Below are 20,053 nucleotides of genomic sequence, written 5' to 3' on the forward strand. Positions count from 1 at the left end.
GGTGAGCGCGATGGCGGCGGCCGACCGCAAGCGCCTGCGCCGGGCGCGGATGGCCGCCCTCGGACTCGCCCCGGCACTCGGCAGCGCCTCGACCCCGGTGCCGGCACTCGACGTCGCCCGGTGCCTCGGCGCCCTGCAGGCCCAGGACTACGGCAGCGGTGTCTGGTCGCTCGGCGTGCGTTCGGGCCTCACGCTGGCCGAGGTCGAGCGGGCGGTCGCGCGTCGCGAGGTCGTGCGCACCTGGCCGATGCGCGGCACGATCCACTGGGTGCCGGCCGAGGATGCCCGGTGGATGTGCCAGCTGCTCGCGGCGCCCCGCAGCACGGCGCTCGCGACCCGCTACGCGCAGCTCGGCCTCGGCGAGACCGACATCGAGCTCGCCGGGCGCCTCTTCGAGGAGCACCTGACCGAGCCGATGAGTCGGCCCGACGTCGTCGCGCTGCTCGTCGACGCCGGCATCGACCCGACCGACCAGCGGGCCTACCACCTCGTCGGCCACCACTGCATGACGGGGGTCCTCTGCCAAGGCCCCGTCATCGGCAGGCAACCGAGTTTCGTCCTCATCGACAGCTGGGTTCCCCACTCGCGCAAGCTCTCTCGCGACGAAGGCCTCGCAACCGTGGCAGAGCGATACCTCCGGGGCCATGGCCCGGTCACCGAGAAGGACTTCGCGGGGTGGCTGAACAAGCCACTCGGCCTGGCCCGTGAGGCGCTGTCGCTCGTCGAGCAGTACGTCGTCCGCGAGGAGGTCGACGGCCAGGTGTGGCTGTCGCACGTCGACCTTGCCGACCGGGCTGGCGAGGCGAGTGCTGACGCGCCAGAAGGCTTGGGGCACAGCGGTGTCCACCTGCTGCCCCAGTGGGATGAGTTCCTCCTCGGCTACAAGTCCCGCGACGTCACGTTGCCGCCCGAGCACTTCCACCGCGTGGTCCCTGGCCGCAACATGGTGTTCAAGCCGACCCTCGTCATCGACGGTGAGGTCGCGGGCACGTGGCGGCGCCGGCAGCGCTCCCGTCAGACGGTCCTCGAGGTGGCGCCCTTCGTCCCGCTCGGCACCGGCAGGTGGCGCGACGTCGAACGGGCCGCGACGGCATACGGCCGGTTCGTCGACGCCGACGTCGAGGTCGTGCGCACCGACCCCGACGAGGTGCGCTGAGTGGCGCGCGGCGCGATCCCGCCGTCCCCGCTGCCGCCCCGGCACGGTGTCGACGCGCAACGCTTCCGTATGCCGCAGGGTGGCCCGTGGACGACCCTGCGCGACCACCTGGTCGAGCGACTGGCGCCCGGCCTGGCGCCCGACGAGGTCGGCCGCATGCTCGCGTCCGGTGAGTTCGTCGATGCCACCGGGGCGCCCGTCCCGCCCGACGCCGCGTTCGTGCCGCAGTCGGTCGTGTGGGCCCACCGTGACCTGCCCGTCGAGGGGGTGCACCCCGAGGAGCTCGACGTGCTGCACCGCGACGAGCGGATCGTCGTCGTCGACAAGCCGCACGACATGGCGACGATGCCACGAGGCCGGCACGTCGTGCAGAGCGCCCTCGCGCGCACGCGCGTCGTGACCGGTCTCGACCGCCTGGCGCCTGCCCACCGGCTCGACCGGCCGACGGCGGGCGTGCTGATGTTCACCACCGAGCAGCGGTGGCGCGGCCCCTACCAGCGGGTCTTCGCCGAGGGGCTGGCGCACAAGGAGTACCTCGCGGTGGCGCCGCTGCGTGGCGACCTCCGGCTGCCCGTCGTCCGGCGCACGCACCTCGTCAAACGGCACGGCACTCACCAGGCCCACGAGGTGCCTGACGCCGAGCCCAACGCCGAGACCCTCGTCGAGCTGCTCGACACGGCTCGACGCCCGGGCGATGGCCCGGGTCCCGGGGAGCAGGTCGGGCTCTACCGCCTGACTCCGCGCACCGGCCGCACCCACCAGCTGCGGTGCCAGCTCGACGCGCTCGGCATCCCCATCGTCGACGACCCGCTCTACCCCGTCGAGGTCGACGTGCGCCCCGACGACTTCTCCCGCCCGCTGCAGCTTCTCGCGGCCGTGCTGGCCTTCGACGACCCCGTCGACGGCCGGCCGCGGCGGTTCGTCACACGGCGCCGGCTGGCGGCGTGGCCGGGCCCCTGGCCAGCCCCCTGACCGGACCGCGGATGCCGGAAAGCGGGCGTCACCGGCCGTTCAGGAAGCCGTCGGCATCTCGACGCGCGAGACGACGAGACCCCGTCTAGGGTGACCCGCAGACCGAGCGGAGCAGCCGGTCACAGGGAGGATCTTCAATGCGTCAGTCTCGTCCTGCCCCGCGCCGGGTCGCCGCGGTCACCACTGCTGCGCTCGCCGTGGGCATCACCCCCTTCGTCGCGGCCGCACCGGCCTCTGCGGCGGCCCCGACCGAGCTGTTCTTCAGCGAGTACGTCGAGGGCTCGGGCAACAACAAGGCCTTCGAGGTGTACAACGGCACGGGTGCGAGCGTGGACCTCGCGACCGCCGGCTACAACGTCCAGGTCTTCTCGAACGGCTCCGCCACCGCGGGCACGTCCATCAACCTCACGGGCACCGTGGCCAACGGTGACGCCCACGTCGTCGCCAACAGCTCGAGCACGAACGACCCCGCGCTGCTCGCGGCGGCCGACCAGCTGAGCGGTTCGGTGACCTACAACGGCAACGACGCCCTCGTGCTGCGCAAGGGCACGACGGTCATCGACGTCATCGGCCAGGTCGGCACCGACCCCGGCGCCGCGGGCTGGGGGACCGACCCGGTGAACACCACCGACAACACGATCCGTCGCACGTCGTCGGTCACCGCCGGCGACGCCGACGGCAGCGACGGCTTCGACCCCTCGCTGCAGTGGAACGGCTTCGCCGTCAACACCTTCGACGGTCTCGGCAGCCATTCCGTCGACGGCGGCGGCGAGCGCCTTCTCCCTCGTCTGCTCGGTCACGGGCTCGAAGGCCTTCGGCCTGAGCATCACCGCGCAGACCACCTACACGCTCGACCCCACCACCGACTTCGCCGCGGGCGACTCGTGCACCCTCACGGTCGCCGGGGCGGGTGTGTCGGACGTCGACGCGGTCGACCCTCCCGACACCCTGGCGTCGGACGTCGTCCTGCACTTCTCGACCCCGGCCGGCAACCCGTGCGAGGCGCCGACGACCCCCGTCCCGGCCATCCAGGGCAGCGGTGACACGGCCGCGGTCACGGGCCGGGTCACCACCCGTGGCGTCGTGGTGGGCGACTACGAGGGCGCCTCCCCGGCCCTGCGCGGCTTCTTCATCCAGGACCCGGCCGGCGACGACGACCCGGCGACGTCCGACGGCATCTTCGTCTTCGAGGGCAGCAACGCCGACACCGTCAAGGTCGGCGACCTCGTCACGGTGAGCGGCACCGCCGGCGAGAACCAGGGCCAGACCCAGGTGAGCGCGAGCACCATTGCGGTGTGCGGCTCGGGCTCGGTGACCCCGACCGAGGTGCGCTTCCCCGTCGCCTCCCCGACGGCCCTCGAGCGCTTCGAGGGCATGCTCGTGACGCTCCCGCAGGAGATGAGCGTGACCGAGCACTTCCAGCTCGGCCGGTTCGGCCAGGTCACCCTGGCGCAGGGCGGCCGCCTCGAGCAGCCGACCAACGTCGTGGCCCCGGGCGCCGACGCCGCCGCGCTCCAGGCCGCGAACAACCTGCGCAAGGTCCTCCTCGACGACACCTCGCAGGCGCAGAACGTCGACCCGATCGTCTTCGGCCGTGGGGGCCGACCCCTCACGGCCGCGAACACGCTGCGGGGCGGCGACTCGGTCACCGACCTGACCGGTGTCCTGACGTTCACGTGGGCAGGCAACGCCGCCAGCGGCAACGCCTACCGCATCCGCCCCGTCAACCCGCAGGCCCGGGTCGACTTCAGGCCGACGAACCCGCGACCCACCAGGGCACCCGCCGTCGGTGGACGGACCCGGGTCGTGGGCATGAACCTGCTCAACTTCTTCAACACCCTCGACACGACTGGCAACAACTGCCGGGGCGGCACCACCGGTGCCGCGATGGACTGCCGCGGCGCCAACACTGCCTCCGAGTTCGACCGCCAGTGGCACAAGACCGTCGCGGCCGTCTCCGGCACGCAGGCCGACGTCGTCGCGTTCATGGAGATGGAGAACGACGGCTACGGCACCGACAGCGCCGAGCAGCTCCTGGTCGACAAGCTCAACGAGAAGGACGGTGCAGGCACCTGGTCGTTCATCGACGCCGACGCCCGCACGGGTCAGGTCGACGCGCTCGGCAGCGACGCCATCAAGGTCGGCATGCTCTACAAGCCGGCCGCCGTCACCCCGGTGGGCAGGACCGCTGCGCTCAACACCGTCGGCTTCGTCAACGGTGGCGACTCGGCGCCGCGCAACCGGCCGTCCCTGGCACAGGCCTTCCGCGACAACACCTCGGGCGGCACCTTCGTGGCCGTGGCGAACCACTTGAAGAGCAAGGGCAGCGCGTGCGACCAGCCCGACGCCGGCGACGGCCAGGGCAACTGCACCGCCGTCCGGGTGCGCTCGGCCCAGCTGCTGGCCGACTGGCTCGCCGGCGACCCGACGGAAACGGGCGACCCCGACGTGCTCGTCCTCGGCGACCTGAACTCCTACGCCGAGGAGGACCCGATCACCACGCTGGAGAGGGCCGGCTTCGCCAACCTCATCGAGCAGCGCAACGGCCGTGAGGCGTACTCCTACGCCTTCGACGGGCAGTGGGGCTACCTCGACCACGCGCTCGGCTCGCCCTCGATCGGTGACCAGGTGGCCGGCGTCGCGGACTGGCACGTCAACGCCGACGAGCCGTCGATCTTCGACTACAACACCGAGTTCAAGTCGGCGAACCAGGTCGGCACGCTCTACGCGCCCGACGAGTACCGCATCTCCGACCACGACCCGGTCGTCGTGGGTCTCGACCTGACGAACGCAGCCCCTTCGGTCGGCGCCGTCAGCGGTCCGTCGGCCGCCACCTCCGTCGGCGGGCCGCTGCAGGTCGGTGCGACCTTCACCGACGCCGACCGCCTCGACACGCACACCGCGTCGATCGCCTGGGGCGACGGCTCCACGACACCCGGCACGGTCGCCGGCTCTGCCGTGAGCGGTAGCCACGTGTACACCGCCGCAGGCGTCTACACGGTCGACGTCACCGTGACCGACGAGTGGGGCAACAACGACACGGGCACGACGACCGTCGTCGTCTACGACCGTGCGGCCGGGTTCCTCACGGGCGGTGGGTGGTTCACCTCGCCCACGGGGGCCGTCACCGGCGACCCAGCGGCCACGGGCAAGGCGCAGCTCCAGGTGTCCGCGCAGTACGCGCAGTACGCGCAGTACGCGGCGGGTGCGGGCCGTCCCAGTGGTTCGCTGACGCTCTCGACCCCCGGGCTGGCGCTCGCCTCGACGGGCCTCGACTGGCTCGTCGTCACCGGTGACACGGCCCGCCTCGCCGGCGCGGCCACCGTCGGCGGCGCGTCAGGCTACCGGTTCGAGCTGACCGCGACCGACGCGGCGAGCGGCGACAGCGTGCGCATGGTCGTGCGTGACGGCGCCGGCGCCGTGGCATACGACAGCGGCACGCAGCGGGTCCAGGGCCAGCTCAAGGTCCACTGACCACGGCAGCACCCCCTGACGGACGGCCCGGGATCCCTGCGATCCCGGGCCGTCCGGCGTGCGGGCGCACTACGGTGACGCCATGCAGCGTGCCGCCTTCGTCCGGGTCAACCGTGTCGTGAACATCGTCGTGCGCAGGCTCGGGCTGCGCCGGTTCCGGGGTGGGGACCTGCTGTTCCTGACGACGACCGGACGCCGCAGCGGACAGTCGCGCACGACTCCGCTGCTCTACCTGCGCCGCGACGCCGACTGGGTGGTGGCCGCCTCGAACGGCGGCGCCGACTGGGAGCCCGGCTGGTGGCTCAACCTGCGGGCCGGGCGTCCCGGCATCGTGGAGGTCGCCGGCCGTTCCGTGCCGGTGAGCGGCAGCGAGGTCACCGGCACGGAGCGCGAGCAGCTGTGGCGTGAGCTCAACGAGCACGTCTTCGACTACGACGGCTACCAGGCCAGGGTCAGCCGACGCATCGCCGTCGTCGTGCTCGCTCCCGTGACCGCCTGACGCCACCCGGCACCCGCCCGGTCGCGCCACTCCTGGCCGGTCGGGCGCCGTCGTCCTCCTAGACTGCTCGGATGCTGCAGCCCCCCGTCGCGCGCCGAGAACCCGTCGTCCGCGAGCACCACGGCGACCGCTTCGAGGACCCGTACGCCTGGATGGCCGACCGCGACGGCGCCGAGCTGCACGAGCTGCTCGCCGCCGAGAACGCCTGGGCGACCGCGCGCACCGAGCACCTGCGACCGCTCGCGGACCAGGTCTTCGAGGAGTTCCGTTCGCGCATCGAGGAGACCGACCTGTCGGTGCCGGTGCGTCACGACCGGTGGTGGTACTACTCGCGCACCGTCGAGGGCGAGCAGTACGCCGTGGAGGCGAGGGTGCTGGCGGCCGACCACCCGCGGCGCCCCGTGCTCGACGAGGGCCGCCCGCCGGTGGGCGAGCAGGTGCTGCTCGACCAGAACGAGGAGGGCCGCGGCCACGAGTTCTTCGCCGTGGGCGCGAGTGAGGTGTCGCCCGCGGGCGACCTTCTCGCGTATGCCGTCGACGTCGTCGGCGACGAGCGCTACGACGTGCGGGTGAGACGCATCGACGACGGGGCCCAGCTCGACGACACGGTGCGCCAGACCGGCGGCTCCCTGGCGTGGTCGCTCGACCAGCGCCATCTCTTCTACACGAAGGTCGACGACGCCTGGCGCCCGTACCAGGTCTGGCGCCACGAGGTCGGCACGGCCGCCGACGACGTGCTCGTCCACGAGGAGACCGACGAGCGGTTCTTCGTCGGGGTCGGCACCTCGCGGGACGACCGCCTCGTCATCATCGGCATCGGGTCGAAGACGACGAGCGAGTTCCGCCTCCTCGACGCCGACGACGCGCTGGGCACGCCACGCGTCGTGGCGCCGCGCCGGCAGGGCGTCGAGTACGACATCGAGCCGTTCGGCGACCAGCTGCTCGTCACCCACAACGCGAACCGCGTCAACTTCGAGCTCGCCGTGGCCCCCGCCACGTGCACCTCGGCCGACGAGTGGGTCCCCCTCGATGTCACCTCACACGACGAGTACGTCACGGGCGCAGAGGGGTTCGACGACTTCATCGCCGTCTCGCTGCGGCGCGAAGGTGGCACCGCCATCCGCATCGTGCTGCGCGACCCCGCAGCTGCGAACGGGCTCGGCGAGGCGCACGACGTCGCCGTCGGCGAGCCGATCGGCACGCTGCTCGTCGGCGTCAACCCCGAGTCGAGCACGCGCACGCTCCAGGTCGTCCACGAGTCGCTCGTCACGCCTCGCACGGTCGAGGACTACGACGTGCGCGCACGCACGTTCACACTGCTCAAGCAGCAGCACGTCCGCGGTGGCGTCGACCTGGGGCGCTACCGCCAGCGGCGCGAGTGGGCCACGGCGCAGGACGGCACGCGCATCCCGATCTCCGTCGTCCACCGCGACGACGTCGTGGCCGACGGCACCGCGCCCGGGCTGCTCAACGCGTACGGCGCCTACGGCATCCCCAGCGACCCGTGGTTCTCGGTGCTGCGCCTCTCGCTGCTCGACCGCGGCTGGGTCTTCGCGATCGCGCACGTGCGTGGCGGTTCCGAGATGGGCAGGACGTGGTACGACGACGGCAAGCTCGAGGCCAAGCCCAACACGTTCACCGACTTCGTGGCGTGTGCCGACCACCTCGTGCAGGCCGGCATCGTCGCGCCGGACAGGCTTGCGGCAGAGGGGGGTTCGGCCGGTGGTCTGCTCATCGGGGCCGTGGTCAACCAGGCCCCCGACCGGTTCCGGTTCGTCCACGCGCAGGTGCCCTTCGTCGATGCCCTGAACTCCGTGCTCGACCCGGGCCTGCCGCTCACCGTCGTCGAGTGGGAGGAGTGGGGCAACCCCCTGGACGACCCCACGGCATACGGCCTCATCCGGTCCTACACCCCGTACGAGAACGTGCGCCCGGGCCCGCGCCCGAGCATCCTCGTGACTGCCGGGCTCGACGACACGCGTGTGTTCGTCACAGAGCCGGCCAAGTGGGTGGCGGCTCTCCGGCACGCCGACCTGGCAGCGCCCGAGGGCTCAGCCACGCCCCAGCTGCTTTTCCGCACCGAGATGGCTGCGGGCCACGGCGGCCGGTCGGGCCGCTACGACCTGTGGCGTCAGTGGGCCTGGGAGACGGCCGTGCTCATCGACCAGACGTCGTGAGCCCGGCCGTCCCGTCTACCCCGGGCGCGGTGGTGGTCAGGAGCCCCAGATCGAGGTGACCCACTCGGGGTGGTCGATGAACGGGTTGCGGTTGTGCTGCCACGCGTCGTAGATGACCTGGTTGCGGCGCTTCTCGAACGCGTCGGGCGGGTCCTGCAGGTTCCACTGCTTGAGCACCGAGAGCTTGCCGATGTACGGGGCGGTCCCGTTGTTCACCGACTCGTTCGGCTCGAGGTTCGGCCAGCCGTCCTCACCCTCGTAGCGCACGGCCATGTAGAAGATCATCCGTGCGACGTCGCCCTTGACCGACGTACGCGGCTGGAAGGAGTCGGCGTCGCGGAGGCATCCGGTGCACTGCGCCACCGTCGAGCCACCCTCGTCGAAGTCGAGGTTGCCCCGGTCGCTGTTGACGGTGACGTCCTCCGGACGCAGGTGGTGCACGTCGGTGCCCGGGCCGTCGACCGTGCCGAAGTCGCCGTGGCTCTTGGCCCACACGTGCTCGCGGTTCCACTGGTCGACACCGCCGCCGTTGTCCGACTTGGCGATCGAGCGGCCCGAGTAGATCTCGATGACGTTGTTCGTGTTGTTCGGGTCCTGGTCGGTGTCCTTGAGCGCCGTCCACACCTGGTCGTAGGTCAGCACCGTCTGGGTCCTGATGATGGCGTGCAGCGAGGTCCGCAGGGCCGAGCCGGTCTTGCCCACGGCAGAGGCGTAGTACGTCGAGTCGTAGGGGCCAGGGGTGCCGGTCGAGGTGGTCGGCGGCGTCGTCGTGGGTGGCGGCGTCGTCGCACCGCTGCTGAAGGCGAAGGCCGTCGTGCCCGTCATGCCCGGGTGCGAGAAGTACGCGGCGAGCGCGCCCGTGACGTCGACCTGGCGTCCCATGAGGGAGGGGTTGGTCCTGAGCCCCCACGAGGCCCGTAACGCCGACGGGATCTGGACGTAGAGCATCCTGCTCGTCGAGCTCTCGGTGGCCGAGTCGGCCACGGCGAGCGCATAGTCGTTCGGGAAGCCGGACTTCACGACGGTGTTCGTCGCGGTGGGCTGGCCGACGACGTAGCCGCGCACCGTGGCGCCCTGGCCGGTCTGTGCCGCGATGGCCTGCGAGACGGTGAGCGGGGTCGCCGCGACGGCCGCGGGGGCGGCGGCGGGCACGGGTAGGGCCGCTGCGGGCGAGCCGGCCGCGGTGGTCAGTGCGACGCTGGCCGGAACGACGGCGACGACGACGCCCGCGAGCGCGGCGGCGACACGACGCCTGGGGATGACGACGGGCACGGGTTCTCCTGTCGGGTGGGGGAGTCGGAGTGCGGCCGCCCGGTCGGGAGGCAGCCCCACGAGCGTGGCGGACGAGCCGTGGCTGGCGGGTCTGACGTTGGTCAGCCCTTGGCCTGACGCGGGTCAGGATTCCGCAGGCACCGTCGGGGACCGGGCCAGGTCCACCGCTGTTCACGCGCCGTTGGCACACCGGCAGCAGGGCCGGGGCCGGGTCGTCACGTGGCGGCCCTACCGTCCGCTCATGGGTGACACCGCGCTCGAGCTCGTCCGGAGCGTCATGACGTCGCCCTGGCTGTACGCCCTGCTGGTCGTGCTGGCCGTGCTGGACGCGTTCCTGCCCCTCGTGCCGAGCGAGACGGCCGTGCTGCTGGCCGGCACCTTCGCTGCCGGACAGGGGCCCGACCTCGCACTCGTCGTGCTCGCGGGCGCTGCGGGCGCCGTCGCCGGAGACCACGTGGCGTATGCCGTCGGTCGCGGTCTCGGGTCACGCGCCCTCGCCCGGGTGCCTGCAGGTACGCGTACGGCGAGGGCCCACGCGTGGGCGGCCGAGGCGACGGCGCGAGGCGGCGGGCCGGTGCTCGTCGGAGCGCGTTTCGTGCCCGGTGGCCGAACCGCCACGACGCTCACGATGGGCGCGACCGGTTTCCCGCTGCGGCGCTTCACCTCCTACGACACGGTCGCCTGCTTCCTTTGGGCGGGCTGGTGCTCAGGTGTCGGCTACGCCGGAGGTCGGGTCTTCGCCGAGCACCCCTTCGTCGGTGCTGTGGCCGGCACGGTGCTCGCCCTGCTCGTCGGTCTCGTCGCGACGCTCCTGCACCGCCGCTCCGCCGTGCGCTGAGACGTGGCGTCGAGCACCATCGGGCCCCTTTTAGACTTGGGGCCATGATGTCCTCCCTCGACCTGCGCGGACGCACCCTCGACGTGCGCTTCCTGCGCCGGGCCCTGCCCCGAGCCGAGTTCGACGTCACGGCCGCCCTCGAGCAGGTGCGGCCGATCTGCGAGGACGTCGAGCATCGCGGAGCCGCGGCGCTGCGCGACCTCGGCGAGCGCTTCGACGGAGTGCGTCCCGGGCACCTGCGCGTGCCCCGCGCGGTGTTGCAGTCGGCCCTCGACCGCCTCGAGCCGGACCTCCGGGCGGCGCTCGAGGAGTCCGTCCGGCGCGCCCGCCTCGTGCATGCCGACCAGCGCCGCACCGACACCACGACCCACGTCGTGCCCGGCGGCACGGTGACCGAACGCTGGGTCCCCGTCGACCGGGTCGGGCTCTACGTGCCCGGCGGCCTCGCCGTCTACCCGAGCAGCGTCATCATGAATGTCGTCCCCGCGCAGCTCGCCGAGGTCGGATCGCTCGCTGTGGCGTCACCACCCCAGCGCGAGAACACCGGTGAGTTCGCCGGCTACCCGAACCCCACGATCCTCGCGGCGTGCGCGCTGCTCGGTGTCGACGAGGTGTACGCCGTCGGTGGCGCCCAGGCGGTCGCGATGTTCGCGCACGGCTTCGTCGACGACGACCCCGACTGGGGCACCGTCGACGGCGAGCAGGTCTCGTGCGACCCCGTGTCGCTCGTGACCGGACCCGGCAACATCTGGGTCGTCGCCGCTAAGCGGCTGCTCAAGGGACTCATCGGCATCGACGCCGAGGCCGGGCCGACCGAGATCGCCATCCTCGCCGACGACTCCGCCGACGCCGACCACGTGGCCGCCGACCTCGTCAGCCAGGCCGAGCACGACCCCTTGGCGGCCTCGGTCCTCGTCACCGACAGCGAGTCGCTCGCGGAGGAGACCGAGCGTGCGCTTGCACGGCGGGTGCCCGCGACGAAGCACTCGGAGCGGGTCACCGAGGCTCTCGAGGGCACGCAGTCGCGCATCGTGCTCGTCGACGACCTCGACGCCGGTCTCGACGTCGTCAACGCGTACGCCGCCGAGCACCTCGAGATCCAGACCCGCGACGCCGGCGCCGTCGCCGCCCGCGTCCGCAACGCCGGTGCCGTCTTCGTCGGGCCCCACAGCCCGGTGAGCCTGGGCGACTACGCCGCCGGCTCCAACCACGTGCTGCCCACCGCCGGGTGCGCCTGCCACAGCAGCGGCCTGTCCGTGCAGTCGTTCCTGCGCGGCATCCACGTCGTCGACTACGACGAGGCCGCCCTTCGCGGTGTTGCGCGTCACGTCGTCACGCTCGCCCACGCCGAGGACCTCCCGGCCCACGGCGAGGCCGTCACCGCCCGCTTCGGCGACGAGGTCCCGCAGTGACCGACGACTCCGCCGCGGTGGGAGCCGCCCCGAGCGCAGCGCACGAGGTGCAGCGGCTGCTGCGCCCCGACCTGCGTGGCCGCACGCCGTACGGCGCCCCGCAGCTCGACGTCCCCGTGCGGCTCAACACCAACGAGAACTCCTACCCGGTGCCGCAGGTCGTCGTCGACGCGGTGCTCCGGGCGCTCTCCGGAGACATGGCGACCCTCAACCGCTACCCCGACCGCGAGTTCACCGAGCTGCGCAAGGCGCTGACGGCATACCTCGAGAAGCAGTCGGGTGTGGCGGTGACGCCCGAGCAGGTCTGGGCCGGCAACGGGTCGAACGAGGTGCTGTCGCACGTCGTGCAGGCCTTCGGGGGTCACGGCCGCGTCGCGCTCGGCTTCACCCCCAGCTACTCGATGCACCCCATCATCAGCGAGACCCTCGGCACCACGTGGGTCGACGGGCTGCGTTCTGCTGCAACCGGTCCCGACGCGTTCGACCTCACGCCGGAGTCGGCTGCGCGGCAGGCTCGCGAGCACGACCCATCGATCGTGTTCCTCTGCTCGCCGAACAACCCGACGGGCACGGCGCTTCCGTTCGAGGTGATCGGTGCGGTGCTCGACGCCGCGCCGAACGCCCTCGTCGTCGTCGACGAGGCCTACGCCGAGTTCGCCCGGCCCGGAACCCGATCCGCGCTGACACTCCTCGCCGACCACCCGCGTCTCGTCGTCACCCGCACCATGAGCAAGGCCTTCGCCTTCGCAGGTGGCCGGCTCGGCTACCTCGTCGCAGCGCCCGAGCTCGTCGACGCGCTTCGCCTCGTACGCCTGCCCTACCACCTGAGCAGCCCGACGCAGACGATCGCCCGGGTCGCGCTCGAGCACGCCGACGTCATGCTCGGCACCGTCGAGGTGATCAAGCACCAGCGCGACCGCATCGTCGAGCGGCTCGCCGAGCTCGGCGCCCGGCCGGTGGCCAGCGACAGCAACTTCGTGCTCTTCGGCGGCCTGCGCGACGAGAAGGCCGCGTGGCAGGCACTGCTCGACGAGGGCGTGCTCGTGCGCGACATGGGGATCGCCGGCCACCTGCGCGTCACGGCGGGCGACCCGCACGAGACCACCGCGTTCCTCGAGGCCATGACCCGCCTCGCCCCCACCCACGTCGACCGCCAGGAGCCCACGGCATGAGCACCTCGAGCCCCGTCAGCCGCACCAGCCGCACCAGCCGCACCGCGAAGATCACGCGCGCGACCTCCGAGTCGTCCGTCGAGCTCTGGCTCGACCTCGACGGAACCGGACAGTCCGACGTCTCCACCGGCGTGCCGTTCTACGACCACATGCTCGCGTCGCTGAGCAAGCACTCGCTCATCGACCTCACGGTCAAGGCCACCGGCGACATCGACGTCGACGTGCACCACACCGTCGAGGACACCGCCATCGTCCTCGGGCAGGCGCTGCGCGAGGCCCTCGGCGACAAGGCCGGCATCTCCCGCTTCGGCGACGCCACGGTCCCGCTCGACGAGGCGCTGTGCCACGCGGTGGTCGACGTCGCCGGCCGCCCCTACGTCGTCCACGAGGGCGAGCCAGAGGGCCAGCAGTACGCCCTCATCGGAGGCCACTTCACCGGGTCGATGACGCGCCACGTCCTCGAGTCGTTCGCCTACAACGCCGGCCTGTGCTTGCACGTGCGCGTGCTCGCCGGTCGCGACCCGCACCACATCGTCGAGGCCCAGTTCAAGGCGGTCGCGCGGGCGTTGCGCGCCGCGGTGGCTCCCGACGCTCGTGTCGTAGGCATCCCCAGCGCCAAGGGAGCGCTCTGACGATGGCAGGCTCCCGATGACCTCCGACGTCGTCGTCCTCGACTACGGAAGCGGGAACGTCCGCTCGGCCGTGCGGGCGCTCGAGCGGGTCGGTGCCACGGTCACGCTGACGGCCGACCCCGTGCGAGCCCTCGAGTGCGACGGGTTGTTCGTGCCCGGTGTCGGCAACTTCCACGCGTGCATGGCAGGTCTTGCCGCAGCGCACGGTCCACGCATCATCGGTCGGCGCATCAGCGGCGGCCGGGCCGTGCTCGGTGTCTGCGTTGGCATGCAGGTCCTCTTCGAGGGGTCCACCGAGCCCTCCGCCAACCCCCTCGAGGGCCTGGGCGAGTGGCCGGGCACCGTCGAGCGTCTGCCGGCCGACGTCGTGCCGCACATGGGCTGGTCCGAGGTCGAGGCCGCCGAGGGGTCGAGACTGTTCGCCGGTGTCGAGCAGGAACGCTTCTACTTCGTGCACTCGTACGCCGTTCAGCAGTGGACCCTCGAGGCCACCGGCGCCTTCGTGCGGGTCGCACCCCGGGTCACGTGGGCGCGCCACGGTGCGAAATTCGTCGCCGCGGTCGAGAATGGCCCCCTGAGCGCGACGCAGTTCCATCCCGAGAAGTCCGGCGACGCCGGGCTCCACCTGCTGGAGAACTGGGTCAGCGGCCTGTGATCGGTTCCCGGATCCCCTTGTGACGCAAGGGGGCCGGTTCGACGAGGAGGAGCCATGGCGACGAGGAGGTCGACGAGCTCGTCGGCGCGCACGAAGCGGTCCACCACCGGAAGGACGACGAGCCGGCGCTCGGCCAGGCGCACACCGAGCTCCTCGACGCGCCGCCGCACGTCGTCGGGGTCGCTCTACCCCCGCAGGCGGGCCAGTCGCCCCGGCCTGCCGACGACGGTCGGGACGGCGATCGGCACCCTCGTCGTCACGACCCTGCTCGACCTGTCCTGGCCGATGCGACTGCTGCTCATCGGCGTCGTGCTCGTGCTGGGGCTGGCCTACGTGCTGTGGCGCCACCGCGCCGAGATCACGGCAGCTGCCGACGAGACGGAGTCACCAGGACCTGCGGCGGAGGCCCACCCGGCCCCGGGACCGGCGGCGCTCACCCCCGACGACCCGCCAGCCCCCACCCCGCCCGCCTGATCGGGAGAACGCTCCGCCACCACGAGAACCCGACGGGGTGCTCTCCCGATCGGCGGAAGGGGTCGGCGCAGCGGCGCCCGCCTGACGGTCCGGTCGGCCGCCCTTCCGGGCCCCACGGCATACTCGGAGGTCGACGATCGACCCGAGGAGTGCGTGACCGAATGACCACACCCACCGACCAGCCGCGGCTCGAGCTGCTGCCCGCCGTCGACATCGCGGACGGGCAGGCGGTGCAGCTCGTGCAGGGCGTCGCCGGCAGCGGCGGCCAGTTCGGCGACCCCTGGGAGGCCGCCCAGGCCTGGCAGGACGCCGGCGCCGAGTGGATCCACCTCGTCGACCTCGACGCGGCGTTCGGGCGCGGCACCAACCGCGAGCTGATCGCCTCGATCGTCGGCCGGCTCGACCTGCAGGTGGAGCTCTCCGGTGGCATCCGCGACACCGACTCGCTCGAGGCGGCGCTCGCGACCGGCTGCCGACGGGTCAACATCGGCACGGCCGCGCTCGAGGACCCCGAGTGGACGGCCCGCATCATCGCCGACCACGGCGACCGCGTGGCGATCGGTCTCGACGTGCGCGGCACGACGCTCGCTGCCCGGGGCTGGACCCGAGAGGGTGGCGACCTGTGGGAGACCCTCGAGCGGCTCGACCGCGAAGGCTGCGCCCGGTACGTCGTCACTGACGTCAACAAGGACGGCATGCTCCAGGGCCCCAACGTGGAGCTGCTCCGAGACGTGTGCGCCCGCACCGACCGTCCGGTCGTCGCCAGCGGCGGGGTCTCGACGCTCGACGACATCGCCGCCATCCGGACCCTCGTGGGCGAGGGCGTCGAGGGCGCCATCGTCGGGTCCGCGCTCTACCGGGGCGCGTTCACATTGCCCGAGGCGCTCGACGTCGCCGGGCGCCCGTCGGCATGAGCGGCTTCGCCGACGTCCCGTCCGGCTCGGGCCACGTCGACGGCCAGGGCCGGCCTGCCGACTCGGCCGGTCAGGCATGGGAGGGCAAGTCCATCCCGTCGCACGGGTTCTCGGGCGACGACGGCTCGGGTGACGCGGGGCTGCTCGCAGCACTGCAGGCCGCCATGACGACACCGGGTGACGACGCCGAGTCCCGCCTGATGGCGAGTGTCGCGGGCAGCAGGTGGCTGGTGCCCGTGGTCACGGTGGCAACGGAGGTCGACGAGTCCGGCGAGCACGCCGTCGACACCCGCAGCGACATGGCTGCGGTGACGCTGACGTCTCCTGACGGCTCGCGTGCCCTGCCGATGTTCACCTCGCTCGAGAGCCTGGCGGCGTGGGACCCGAGCGCCCGGCCCGTGCCCGTCCGGGCCGCTGCGGCCGCGCAGGCCGCCATCAGCGAGGAGTGCCACGTGCTCCTGGTCGACGTCGCCTCACCGCACGCCACGGTGCTGCGTCCCAGCATGCTGTGGGCGCTCGCGCAGGGACGCCCGTGGCAGCCCAGCCACCTCGACGGCCACGTGGCCGCGGCCGTGAGCCGTGCGGTGGCAGACGAGCCCCACGTGACGAGCCACCGCCTCGAGGGCGGCGAGCCTGCCGGTGCGGGAGTGCTGCGCGTCGTGCTGGTGCTGCGCCCCGGGCTCGAGGCCGACGACGTGAGCGCGATCGCCACCCGGATCGGCGAGCGCATAGCGACCGATGGCGAGACGCGTGCGAGGATCGATGCTCTGACCTTCGCGCTCGAGACGGCGCGCTGAGCACACCACCAGTGGAGGTGCCGGACGTGGACACCACACCCCAGGCGACGCGAGAACGCGACCCCGACGGTACGCCGACGCCTCCAGCACGCATCGCGACAGCTGAGGGCCTCGACGGTTCCCGGGCGACCGCAGCTGAGCCGGGTCCACCCGAGACCGGCTCTGCCGCGGACGGTTCCTCGGGTCGCCCGGCCGGTCGGCGGCGGGGGAGCGGCGCCGGCGGCCCGCTCGGCTTCATCGTCGACCCCGCGCTCGAGGCCCAGCGACGGCGTGACCTGCGCCGGATGCGGCTCGTGGCCACCAGCCTGCTCGTGGTCGCGGCGATCGTCTACGTCCTCACGCGCGGCCACGACGACGGACTGCTCGGCTTCGTCAATGCCGGGGCCGAGGCGTCGATGGTGGGCGCCTGCGCCGACTGGTTCGCCGTCACCGCGATCTTCCGACACCCTCTCGGCCTGCCGATCCCGCACACGGCGCTGATCCCGCGCAAGAAGGAGATGATCGGTCGCAGCCTCGAGGAGTTCGTCAGCGAGAACTTCATGCGCGAGGACATCATCCGCGAGCGGGTGCTCGACGCCGAGCCGACCCGGCGGGCGGCCGAGTGGGCGCTGACACCGGGGCACGCGAAGCGTCTCGTCGACGAGATCGCCACCGTCACCGTGCACGCGCTGCACCGCATCCCCGACGAGGACGTCCGGGCGGTCATCGAGCAGGCGGTCCTGCCCCGCCTGATCCAGGAGCCGGTGAGCTCGCTCGCGGGTGGCCTGCTCGACCAGGTCGTTCGCGACGAGGCCCACGTCGGTCTCGTCGACCTTGCGCTCGACGAGATCCGCGTGTGGCTCGTCGACAACGAGGACCTCTTCGAGTCGCTCATCACGCAGCGGGCCCCGGCCTGGGTCCCGGACGCCATCAACGACATCGTCGCCCGCAAGGTCCACGTCGAGGCCCTCAAGTGGCTGGCCGACATCCGCAACGACCCACGCCACGACGTGCGCCAGGCGCTCGACAAGCTGCTCATCGATCTCGCCGACGACCTCCAGCACGACCCCGTCACGCAGGCCAAGGCGGAGCGGCTCAAGGAGCGGGTGCTCTCTCACCCGCAGGTGGCCGACACGGCGATGTCGCTGTGGGGCTCGTTGCGTGCGGTGGTCGTGGCCGCGCTCGAGGACGAAGGCGGCCCGGTCCGCGTGCGCGCCGTCCGCGAGGTCACCGCGCTGGCCGAGCGCCTGCTCGTCGACGAGGCCCTGCGTGACCGCATCGACGCCCGCATCTGCGACGCCACGATCTACGCGGTCGACCGTTACGGCACCGAGCTGACCCGCATCATCAGCGACACCGTCGAGCGTTGGGACGGCAAGGAGACCGCCGAGCGGGTCGAGCTGCAGGTCGGCCGCGACCTGCAGTTCATCCGGATCAACGGCACGCTCGTCGGTGGGCTCATCGGCATGGTCATCCACGCCATCTCGATCCTGCTGCCCTCCTGACCCGCCGTGCCGGGCCGGCGTCCGCGGGTTCCGCCCTGTGTCAGCCGCTCCGGCGGTCCAGGTGCTCGGTCACCGTGCGCAGCGTCTCGTGCAGCGCGAGCATCTGCTCACGTGACAGACCGCTTCGCGCTGCGATCTGCTGGGGCATGTCCTGAAGCGCAGCGAGTCGTGCCCGGCCGGCCGCGGTGACGGAGACGAGGACGCGTCGCTCGTCCTCGGGGTCCCGGGATCGGGCGACGAGGCCGGCGACCTCCATCCGCTTGAGCAGGGGGGAGAGGGTGCCCGAGTCGAGCCGCATGTGCTCGCCCAGGCTGCTCACGGTCATCGGTCCGTGCTCGCCGATGCCCATGAGGGCGATGTACTGCGGGTAGGAGAGTCCGTGCTCGGCGAGCAGCTCGCGGTAGACGGCGTCGAACGCTCGCACCGTCGTGTGCATGGCGTAGCAGATCTGCTGCTCGAGGCTGAGGGTGCCGGACACGGGGACCGGATTGGACGGGCTCATACCCCAAGCGTACTATCAAATTGCGCACAACTTAATTGATGGCAATCATTCAACCCGAGGAGCTCCATGTCCACCGCCACCCAGACCGCCCAGTACGTCGCGTCGGCCACCGCCTCCGGGCGCGAGGGCCGCGCCGTCACCACCGACGGTCGTCTCGACGTCACCCTCGCGGCGCCGCGCGAGCTCGGCGGAAGCGGCGAGGGCACCAACCCCGAGCAGCTCTTCGCGGCCGGGTATGCCGCGTGCTTCGCGAGCGCCCTGGGTCTCGTCGCGCGCAAGCGACGCGTCGAGGACTTCGACGTCGCGGTCACCGCCGACGTGAGCCTCAGCGGCTCCTCCAGCACCGGATACGGCCTCGGCGTCGTCCTGCACGTCGAGCTCCCCGAGGACATCGACGCCCAGCTCGGTCGCGAGCTCGTCGACGTCGCGCACCAGGTGTGCCCCTACTCGAACGCGACGCGCGGCAACATCCCCGTCGAGATCATCGTCGACTGAGCGCCCTCAACCCCAGAACCCCAGACAACCAGAGTTACTGCCGTACAAGGAGATCCGATGACCACCCCCCGTGAGGTCCAGCTCGTCAGCCGCCCCGTCGGCTGGCCGATACCGGACGACTTCGCCCTCGTCGAGAGTGCGGGCGCAGAGCTCGCCGACGGCCAGGTCCGCGTCCGCAACGAGGTCATGTCGGTCGACCCGTACATGCGTGGCCGAATGAGCGACGCCAAGTCCTACGCCGAGCCGTACGCGCTCGGCGAGGCGATGCACGGCGGTGCCGTTGGCGTCGTCACCGAGTCGCGCGCCGACGGTGTCGCCGTCGGCGACCACGTGCTCCACGGGCTCGGCTGGCGCGAGGAGGCCGTCCTGGACGGCACCTCCGTCCGCGTCGTCGACACGTCGGTGGCACCGGCGTCGGCGTACCTCGGCGTGCTCGGCATGACCGGCCTGACGGCATACGCGGGGCTCACGCGCATCGCCAGGATCAAGGAGGGCGACGTCGTCTTCGTCTCCGGAGCGGCCGGAGCCGTCGGCTCCGTCGTCGGCCAGGTCGCCAAGGCGCTCGGCGCCGGCCGGGTCATCGGCAGCGCGGGCTCGCAGGAGAAGGTCGACCACCTGCTGGACGACCTCGGCTTCGACGCCGCGTTCAACTACAAGGACGGCAAGGTCTCCACCCTCCTGCGCGAGGCCGCCCCCGACGGCATCGACGTCTACTTCGACAACGTCGGCGGCGAGCACCTCGAGGCCGCCATCGGATCGCTGCGCCTCGGCGGCCGCATCGCGATCTGCGGCGCGATCTCCGTCTACAACGACACCGCGCCGGCGCCGGGCCCTCGCAACCTCGCCCGGCTCATCCAGACGCGCGGCACGATCACCGGCTTCCTCGTGGGCGACCACTGGGACCTCGGCGGCGAGTACGCGAAGCGTGCGGCCGGCTGGATCGCCGACGGCACGCTGACCTCCCGCGAGACCTTCGCCGACGGCATCGACCACGCCGTCGACGCGTTCCTCGGGGTCCTGCGCGGCGAGAACACTGGCAAGATGGTCGTCCGCCTCTGAGCCTCCGGCGCACCCCCGCGCTCCACACGCACCACCACACTCACCATCGTCGAAGCGATCCGTCCGCCC

General features: G+C 72.2%; 19 protein-coding genes. 17 read left to right on the forward strand and 2 right to left on the reverse strand.

Features of this window, described 5'->3' with window-relative positions:
* Window positions 1–10 precede the first annotated feature (10 nt).
* The 6 genes from ACFQ2V_RS16790 to ACFQ2V_RS16815 all read left to right on the forward strand — a co-directional run bounded on the left by ACFQ2V_RS16790 (window position 11) and on the right by ACFQ2V_RS16815 (window position 8,278).
* Entirely contained in the window at window positions 11–1,156 is a 1,146-nt protein-coding gene (locus ACFQ2V_RS16790) for a winged helix DNA-binding domain-containing protein (protein WP_386054000.1), read from the forward strand.
* The gene (locus ACFQ2V_RS16795; RefSeq protein ID WP_386054001.1) at window positions 1,157–2,128 is read left to right on the forward strand and encodes a pseudouridine synthase; all 972 of its coding nucleotides are present in this window, start codon (window positions 1,157–1,159) and stop codon (window positions 2,126–2,128) included.
* 137 nt (window positions 2,129–2,265) lie between these two features.
* Window positions 2,266–3,171 (forward strand): lamin tail domain-containing protein, encoded by a 906-nt coding sequence (locus tag ACFQ2V_RS16800; RefSeq protein ID WP_386054002.1) that lies wholly within the window; start codon window positions 2,266–2,268, stop codon window positions 3,169–3,171.
* Between the two features lie 43 nt (window positions 3,172–3,214).
* Entirely contained in the window at window positions 3,215–5,602 is a 2,388-nt protein-coding gene (locus ACFQ2V_RS16805; protein WP_386054037.1) for an ExeM/NucH family extracellular endonuclease, read from the forward strand.
* An 82-nt stretch (window positions 5,603–5,684) separates the two neighbouring features.
* Window positions 5,685–6,101, forward strand: a complete 417-nt coding sequence (locus ACFQ2V_RS16810; RefSeq protein ID WP_386054003.1) for a nitroreductase/quinone reductase family protein — start codon at window positions 5,685–5,687, stop codon at window positions 6,099–6,101.
* 71 nt (window positions 6,102–6,172) lie between these two features.
* A complete protein-coding gene (locus ACFQ2V_RS16815; RefSeq protein ID WP_386054004.1) occupies window positions 6,173–8,278 on the forward strand; it encodes a S9 family peptidase in 2,106 nt (701 codons plus the stop codon).
* Window positions 8,279–8,314: 36 nt separating this feature from the next.
* On the opposite strand, the gene ACFQ2V_RS16820 is transcribed toward ACFQ2V_RS16815, so the two are convergent.
* Window positions 8,315–9,550: an endonuclease gene (locus ACFQ2V_RS16820; RefSeq protein WP_386054005.1), complete on the reverse strand. Its 1,236-nt coding sequence runs from the start codon at window positions 9,548–9,550 to the stop codon at window positions 8,315–8,317.
* A gap of 241 nt (window positions 9,551–9,791) precedes the next feature.
* Between ACFQ2V_RS16820 and ACFQ2V_RS16825 the strand changes: the two genes are divergently transcribed.
* The 9 genes from ACFQ2V_RS16825 (at window position 9,792) to ACFQ2V_RS16865 (ending at window position 17,928) form a co-directional block, all read left to right on the forward strand.
* Complete coding sequence (locus ACFQ2V_RS16825; RefSeq protein ID WP_386054006.1) at window positions 9,792–10,388, forward strand: DedA family protein; 597 nt, start codon at window positions 9,792–9,794, stop codon at window positions 10,386–10,388.
* Window positions 10,389–10,432: 44 nt separating this feature from the next.
* Complete coding sequence (gene hisD / locus ACFQ2V_RS16830) at window positions 10,433–11,800, forward strand: histidinol dehydrogenase (protein ID WP_386054007.1); 1,368 nt, start codon at window positions 10,433–10,435, stop codon at window positions 11,798–11,800.
* Window positions 11,797–12,972, forward strand: coding sequence for a histidinol-phosphate transaminase (locus ACFQ2V_RS16835; RefSeq protein ID WP_386054008.1), 1,176 nt, complete (start codon window positions 11,797–11,799; stop codon window positions 12,970–12,972). Before hisD ends, ACFQ2V_RS16835 begins: the two co-directional genes overlap by 4 nt.
* A complete protein-coding gene (gene hisB, locus ACFQ2V_RS16840) occupies window positions 12,969–13,604 on the forward strand; it encodes an imidazoleglycerol-phosphate dehydratase HisB (protein ID WP_386054009.1) in 636 nt (211 codons plus the stop codon). Before ACFQ2V_RS16835 ends, hisB begins: the two co-directional genes overlap by 4 nt.
* Window positions 13,605–13,620: 16 nt before the next feature.
* Window positions 13,621–14,259: an imidazole glycerol phosphate synthase subunit HisH gene (gene hisH / locus ACFQ2V_RS16845; RefSeq protein ID WP_386054010.1), complete on the forward strand. Its 639-nt coding sequence runs from the start codon at window positions 13,621–13,623 to the stop codon at window positions 14,257–14,259.
* 54 nt (window positions 14,260–14,313) lie between these two features.
* Window positions 14,314–14,733 (forward strand): hypothetical protein, encoded by a 420-nt coding sequence (locus ACFQ2V_RS16850; RefSeq protein ID WP_386054011.1) that lies wholly within the window; start codon window positions 14,314–14,316, stop codon window positions 14,731–14,733.
* Window positions 14,734–14,894: 161 nt separating this feature from the next.
* Window positions 14,895–15,647, forward strand: coding sequence for a bifunctional 1-(5-phosphoribosyl)-5-((5-phosphoribosylamino)methylideneamino)imidazole-4-carboxamide isomerase/phosphoribosylanthranilate isomerase PriA (gene priA, locus ACFQ2V_RS16855; protein WP_386054012.1), 753 nt, complete (start codon window positions 14,895–14,897; stop codon window positions 15,645–15,647).
* Window positions 15,644–16,444 carry an SseB family protein gene (locus ACFQ2V_RS16860; RefSeq protein ID WP_386054013.1) on the forward strand — a complete coding sequence of 267 codons (801 nt, stop codon included), beginning with the start codon at window positions 15,644–15,646 and terminating at the stop codon, window positions 16,442–16,444. Before priA ends, ACFQ2V_RS16860 begins: the two co-directional genes overlap by 4 nt.
* A 26-nt stretch (window positions 16,445–16,470) precedes the next feature.
* Window positions 16,471–17,928 (forward strand): DUF445 domain-containing protein, encoded by a 1,458-nt coding sequence (locus ACFQ2V_RS16865; RefSeq protein WP_386054014.1) that lies wholly within the window; start codon window positions 16,471–16,473, stop codon window positions 17,926–17,928.
* Between the two features lie 40 nt (window positions 17,929–17,968).
* On the opposite strand, the gene ACFQ2V_RS16870 is transcribed toward ACFQ2V_RS16865, so the two are convergent.
* Window positions 17,969–18,430 carry a MarR family winged helix-turn-helix transcriptional regulator gene (locus ACFQ2V_RS16870; RefSeq protein WP_386054015.1) on the reverse strand — a complete coding sequence of 154 codons (462 nt, stop codon included), beginning with the start codon at window positions 18,428–18,430 and terminating at the stop codon, window positions 17,969–17,971.
* Between the two features lie 66 nt (window positions 18,431–18,496).
* Here ACFQ2V_RS16870 and ACFQ2V_RS16875 point away from each other — a divergent pair, with 66 nt between their 5' ends.
* Together ACFQ2V_RS16875 and ACFQ2V_RS16880 are read left to right on the forward strand one after the other, a co-directional pair.
* On the forward strand, window positions 18,497–18,925 hold the full coding sequence (locus ACFQ2V_RS16875; protein ID WP_386054016.1) for an organic hydroperoxide resistance protein: 429 nt from the start codon (window positions 18,497–18,499) through the stop codon (window positions 18,923–18,925).
* A gap of 57 nt (window positions 18,926–18,982) precedes the next feature.
* The gene (locus ACFQ2V_RS16880; RefSeq protein ID WP_386054017.1) at window positions 18,983–19,984 is read left to right on the forward strand and encodes an NADP-dependent oxidoreductase; all 1,002 of its coding nucleotides are present in this window, start codon (window positions 18,983–18,985) and stop codon (window positions 19,982–19,984) included.
* Window positions 19,985–20,053 lie beyond the last annotated feature (69 nt).

This window comes from Terrabacter terrigena, from assembly GCF_042676085.1.
GTDB lineage: Bacteria > Actinomycetota > Actinomycetes > Actinomycetales > Dermatophilaceae > Terrabacter > Terrabacter terrigena.

Coding starts and splice junctions, on each gene's coding strand:
- ACFQ2V_RS16880 (WP_386054017.1), top strand. CDS start 18,983: ATGACCACCCCCCGTGAGGTCCAGCTCGTCAGCCGCCCCGTCGGCTGG.
- ACFQ2V_RS16875 (WP_386054016.1), top strand. CDS start 18,497: ATGTCCACCGCCACCCAGACCGCCCAGTACGTCGCGTCGGCCACCGCC.
- ACFQ2V_RS16800 (WP_386054002.1), top strand. CDS start 2,266: ATGCGTCAGTCTCGTCCTGCCCCGCGCCGGGTCGCCGCGGTCACCACT.
- ACFQ2V_RS16790 (WP_386054000.1), top strand. CDS start 11: ATGGCGGCGGCCGACCGCAAGCGCCTGCGCCGGGCGCGGATGGCCGCC.
- hisB (WP_386054009.1), top strand. CDS start 12,969: ATGAGCACCTCGAGCCCCGTCAGCCGCACCAGCCGCACCAGCCGCACC.
- ACFQ2V_RS16860 (WP_386054013.1), top strand. CDS start 15,644: ATGAGCGGCTTCGCCGACGTCCCGTCCGGCTCGGGCCACGTCGACGGC.
- hisD (WP_386054007.1), top strand. CDS start 10,433: ATGATGTCCTCCCTCGACCTGCGCGGACGCACCCTCGACGTGCGCTTC.
- hisH (WP_386054010.1), top strand. CDS start 13,621: ATGACCTCCGACGTCGTCGTCCTCGACTACGGAAGCGGGAACGTCCGC.
- priA (WP_386054012.1), top strand. CDS start 14,895: ATGACCACACCCACCGACCAGCCGCGGCTCGAGCTGCTGCCCGCCGTC.
- ACFQ2V_RS16815 (WP_386054004.1), top strand. CDS start 6,173: ATGCTGCAGCCCCCCGTCGCGCGCCGAGAACCCGTCGTCCGCGAGCAC.
- ACFQ2V_RS16825 (WP_386054006.1), top strand. CDS start 9,792: ATGGGTGACACCGCGCTCGAGCTCGTCCGGAGCGTCATGACGTCGCCC.
- ACFQ2V_RS16810 (WP_386054003.1), top strand. CDS start 5,685: ATGCAGCGTGCCGCCTTCGTCCGGGTCAACCGTGTCGTGAACATCGTC.
- ACFQ2V_RS16870 (WP_386054015.1), bottom strand. CDS start 18,430: ATGAGCCCGTCCAATCCGGTCCCCGTGTCCGGCACCCTCAGCCTCGAG.
- ACFQ2V_RS16850 (WP_386054011.1), top strand. CDS start 14,314: ATGGCGACGAGGAGGTCGACGAGCTCGTCGGCGCGCACGAAGCGGTCC.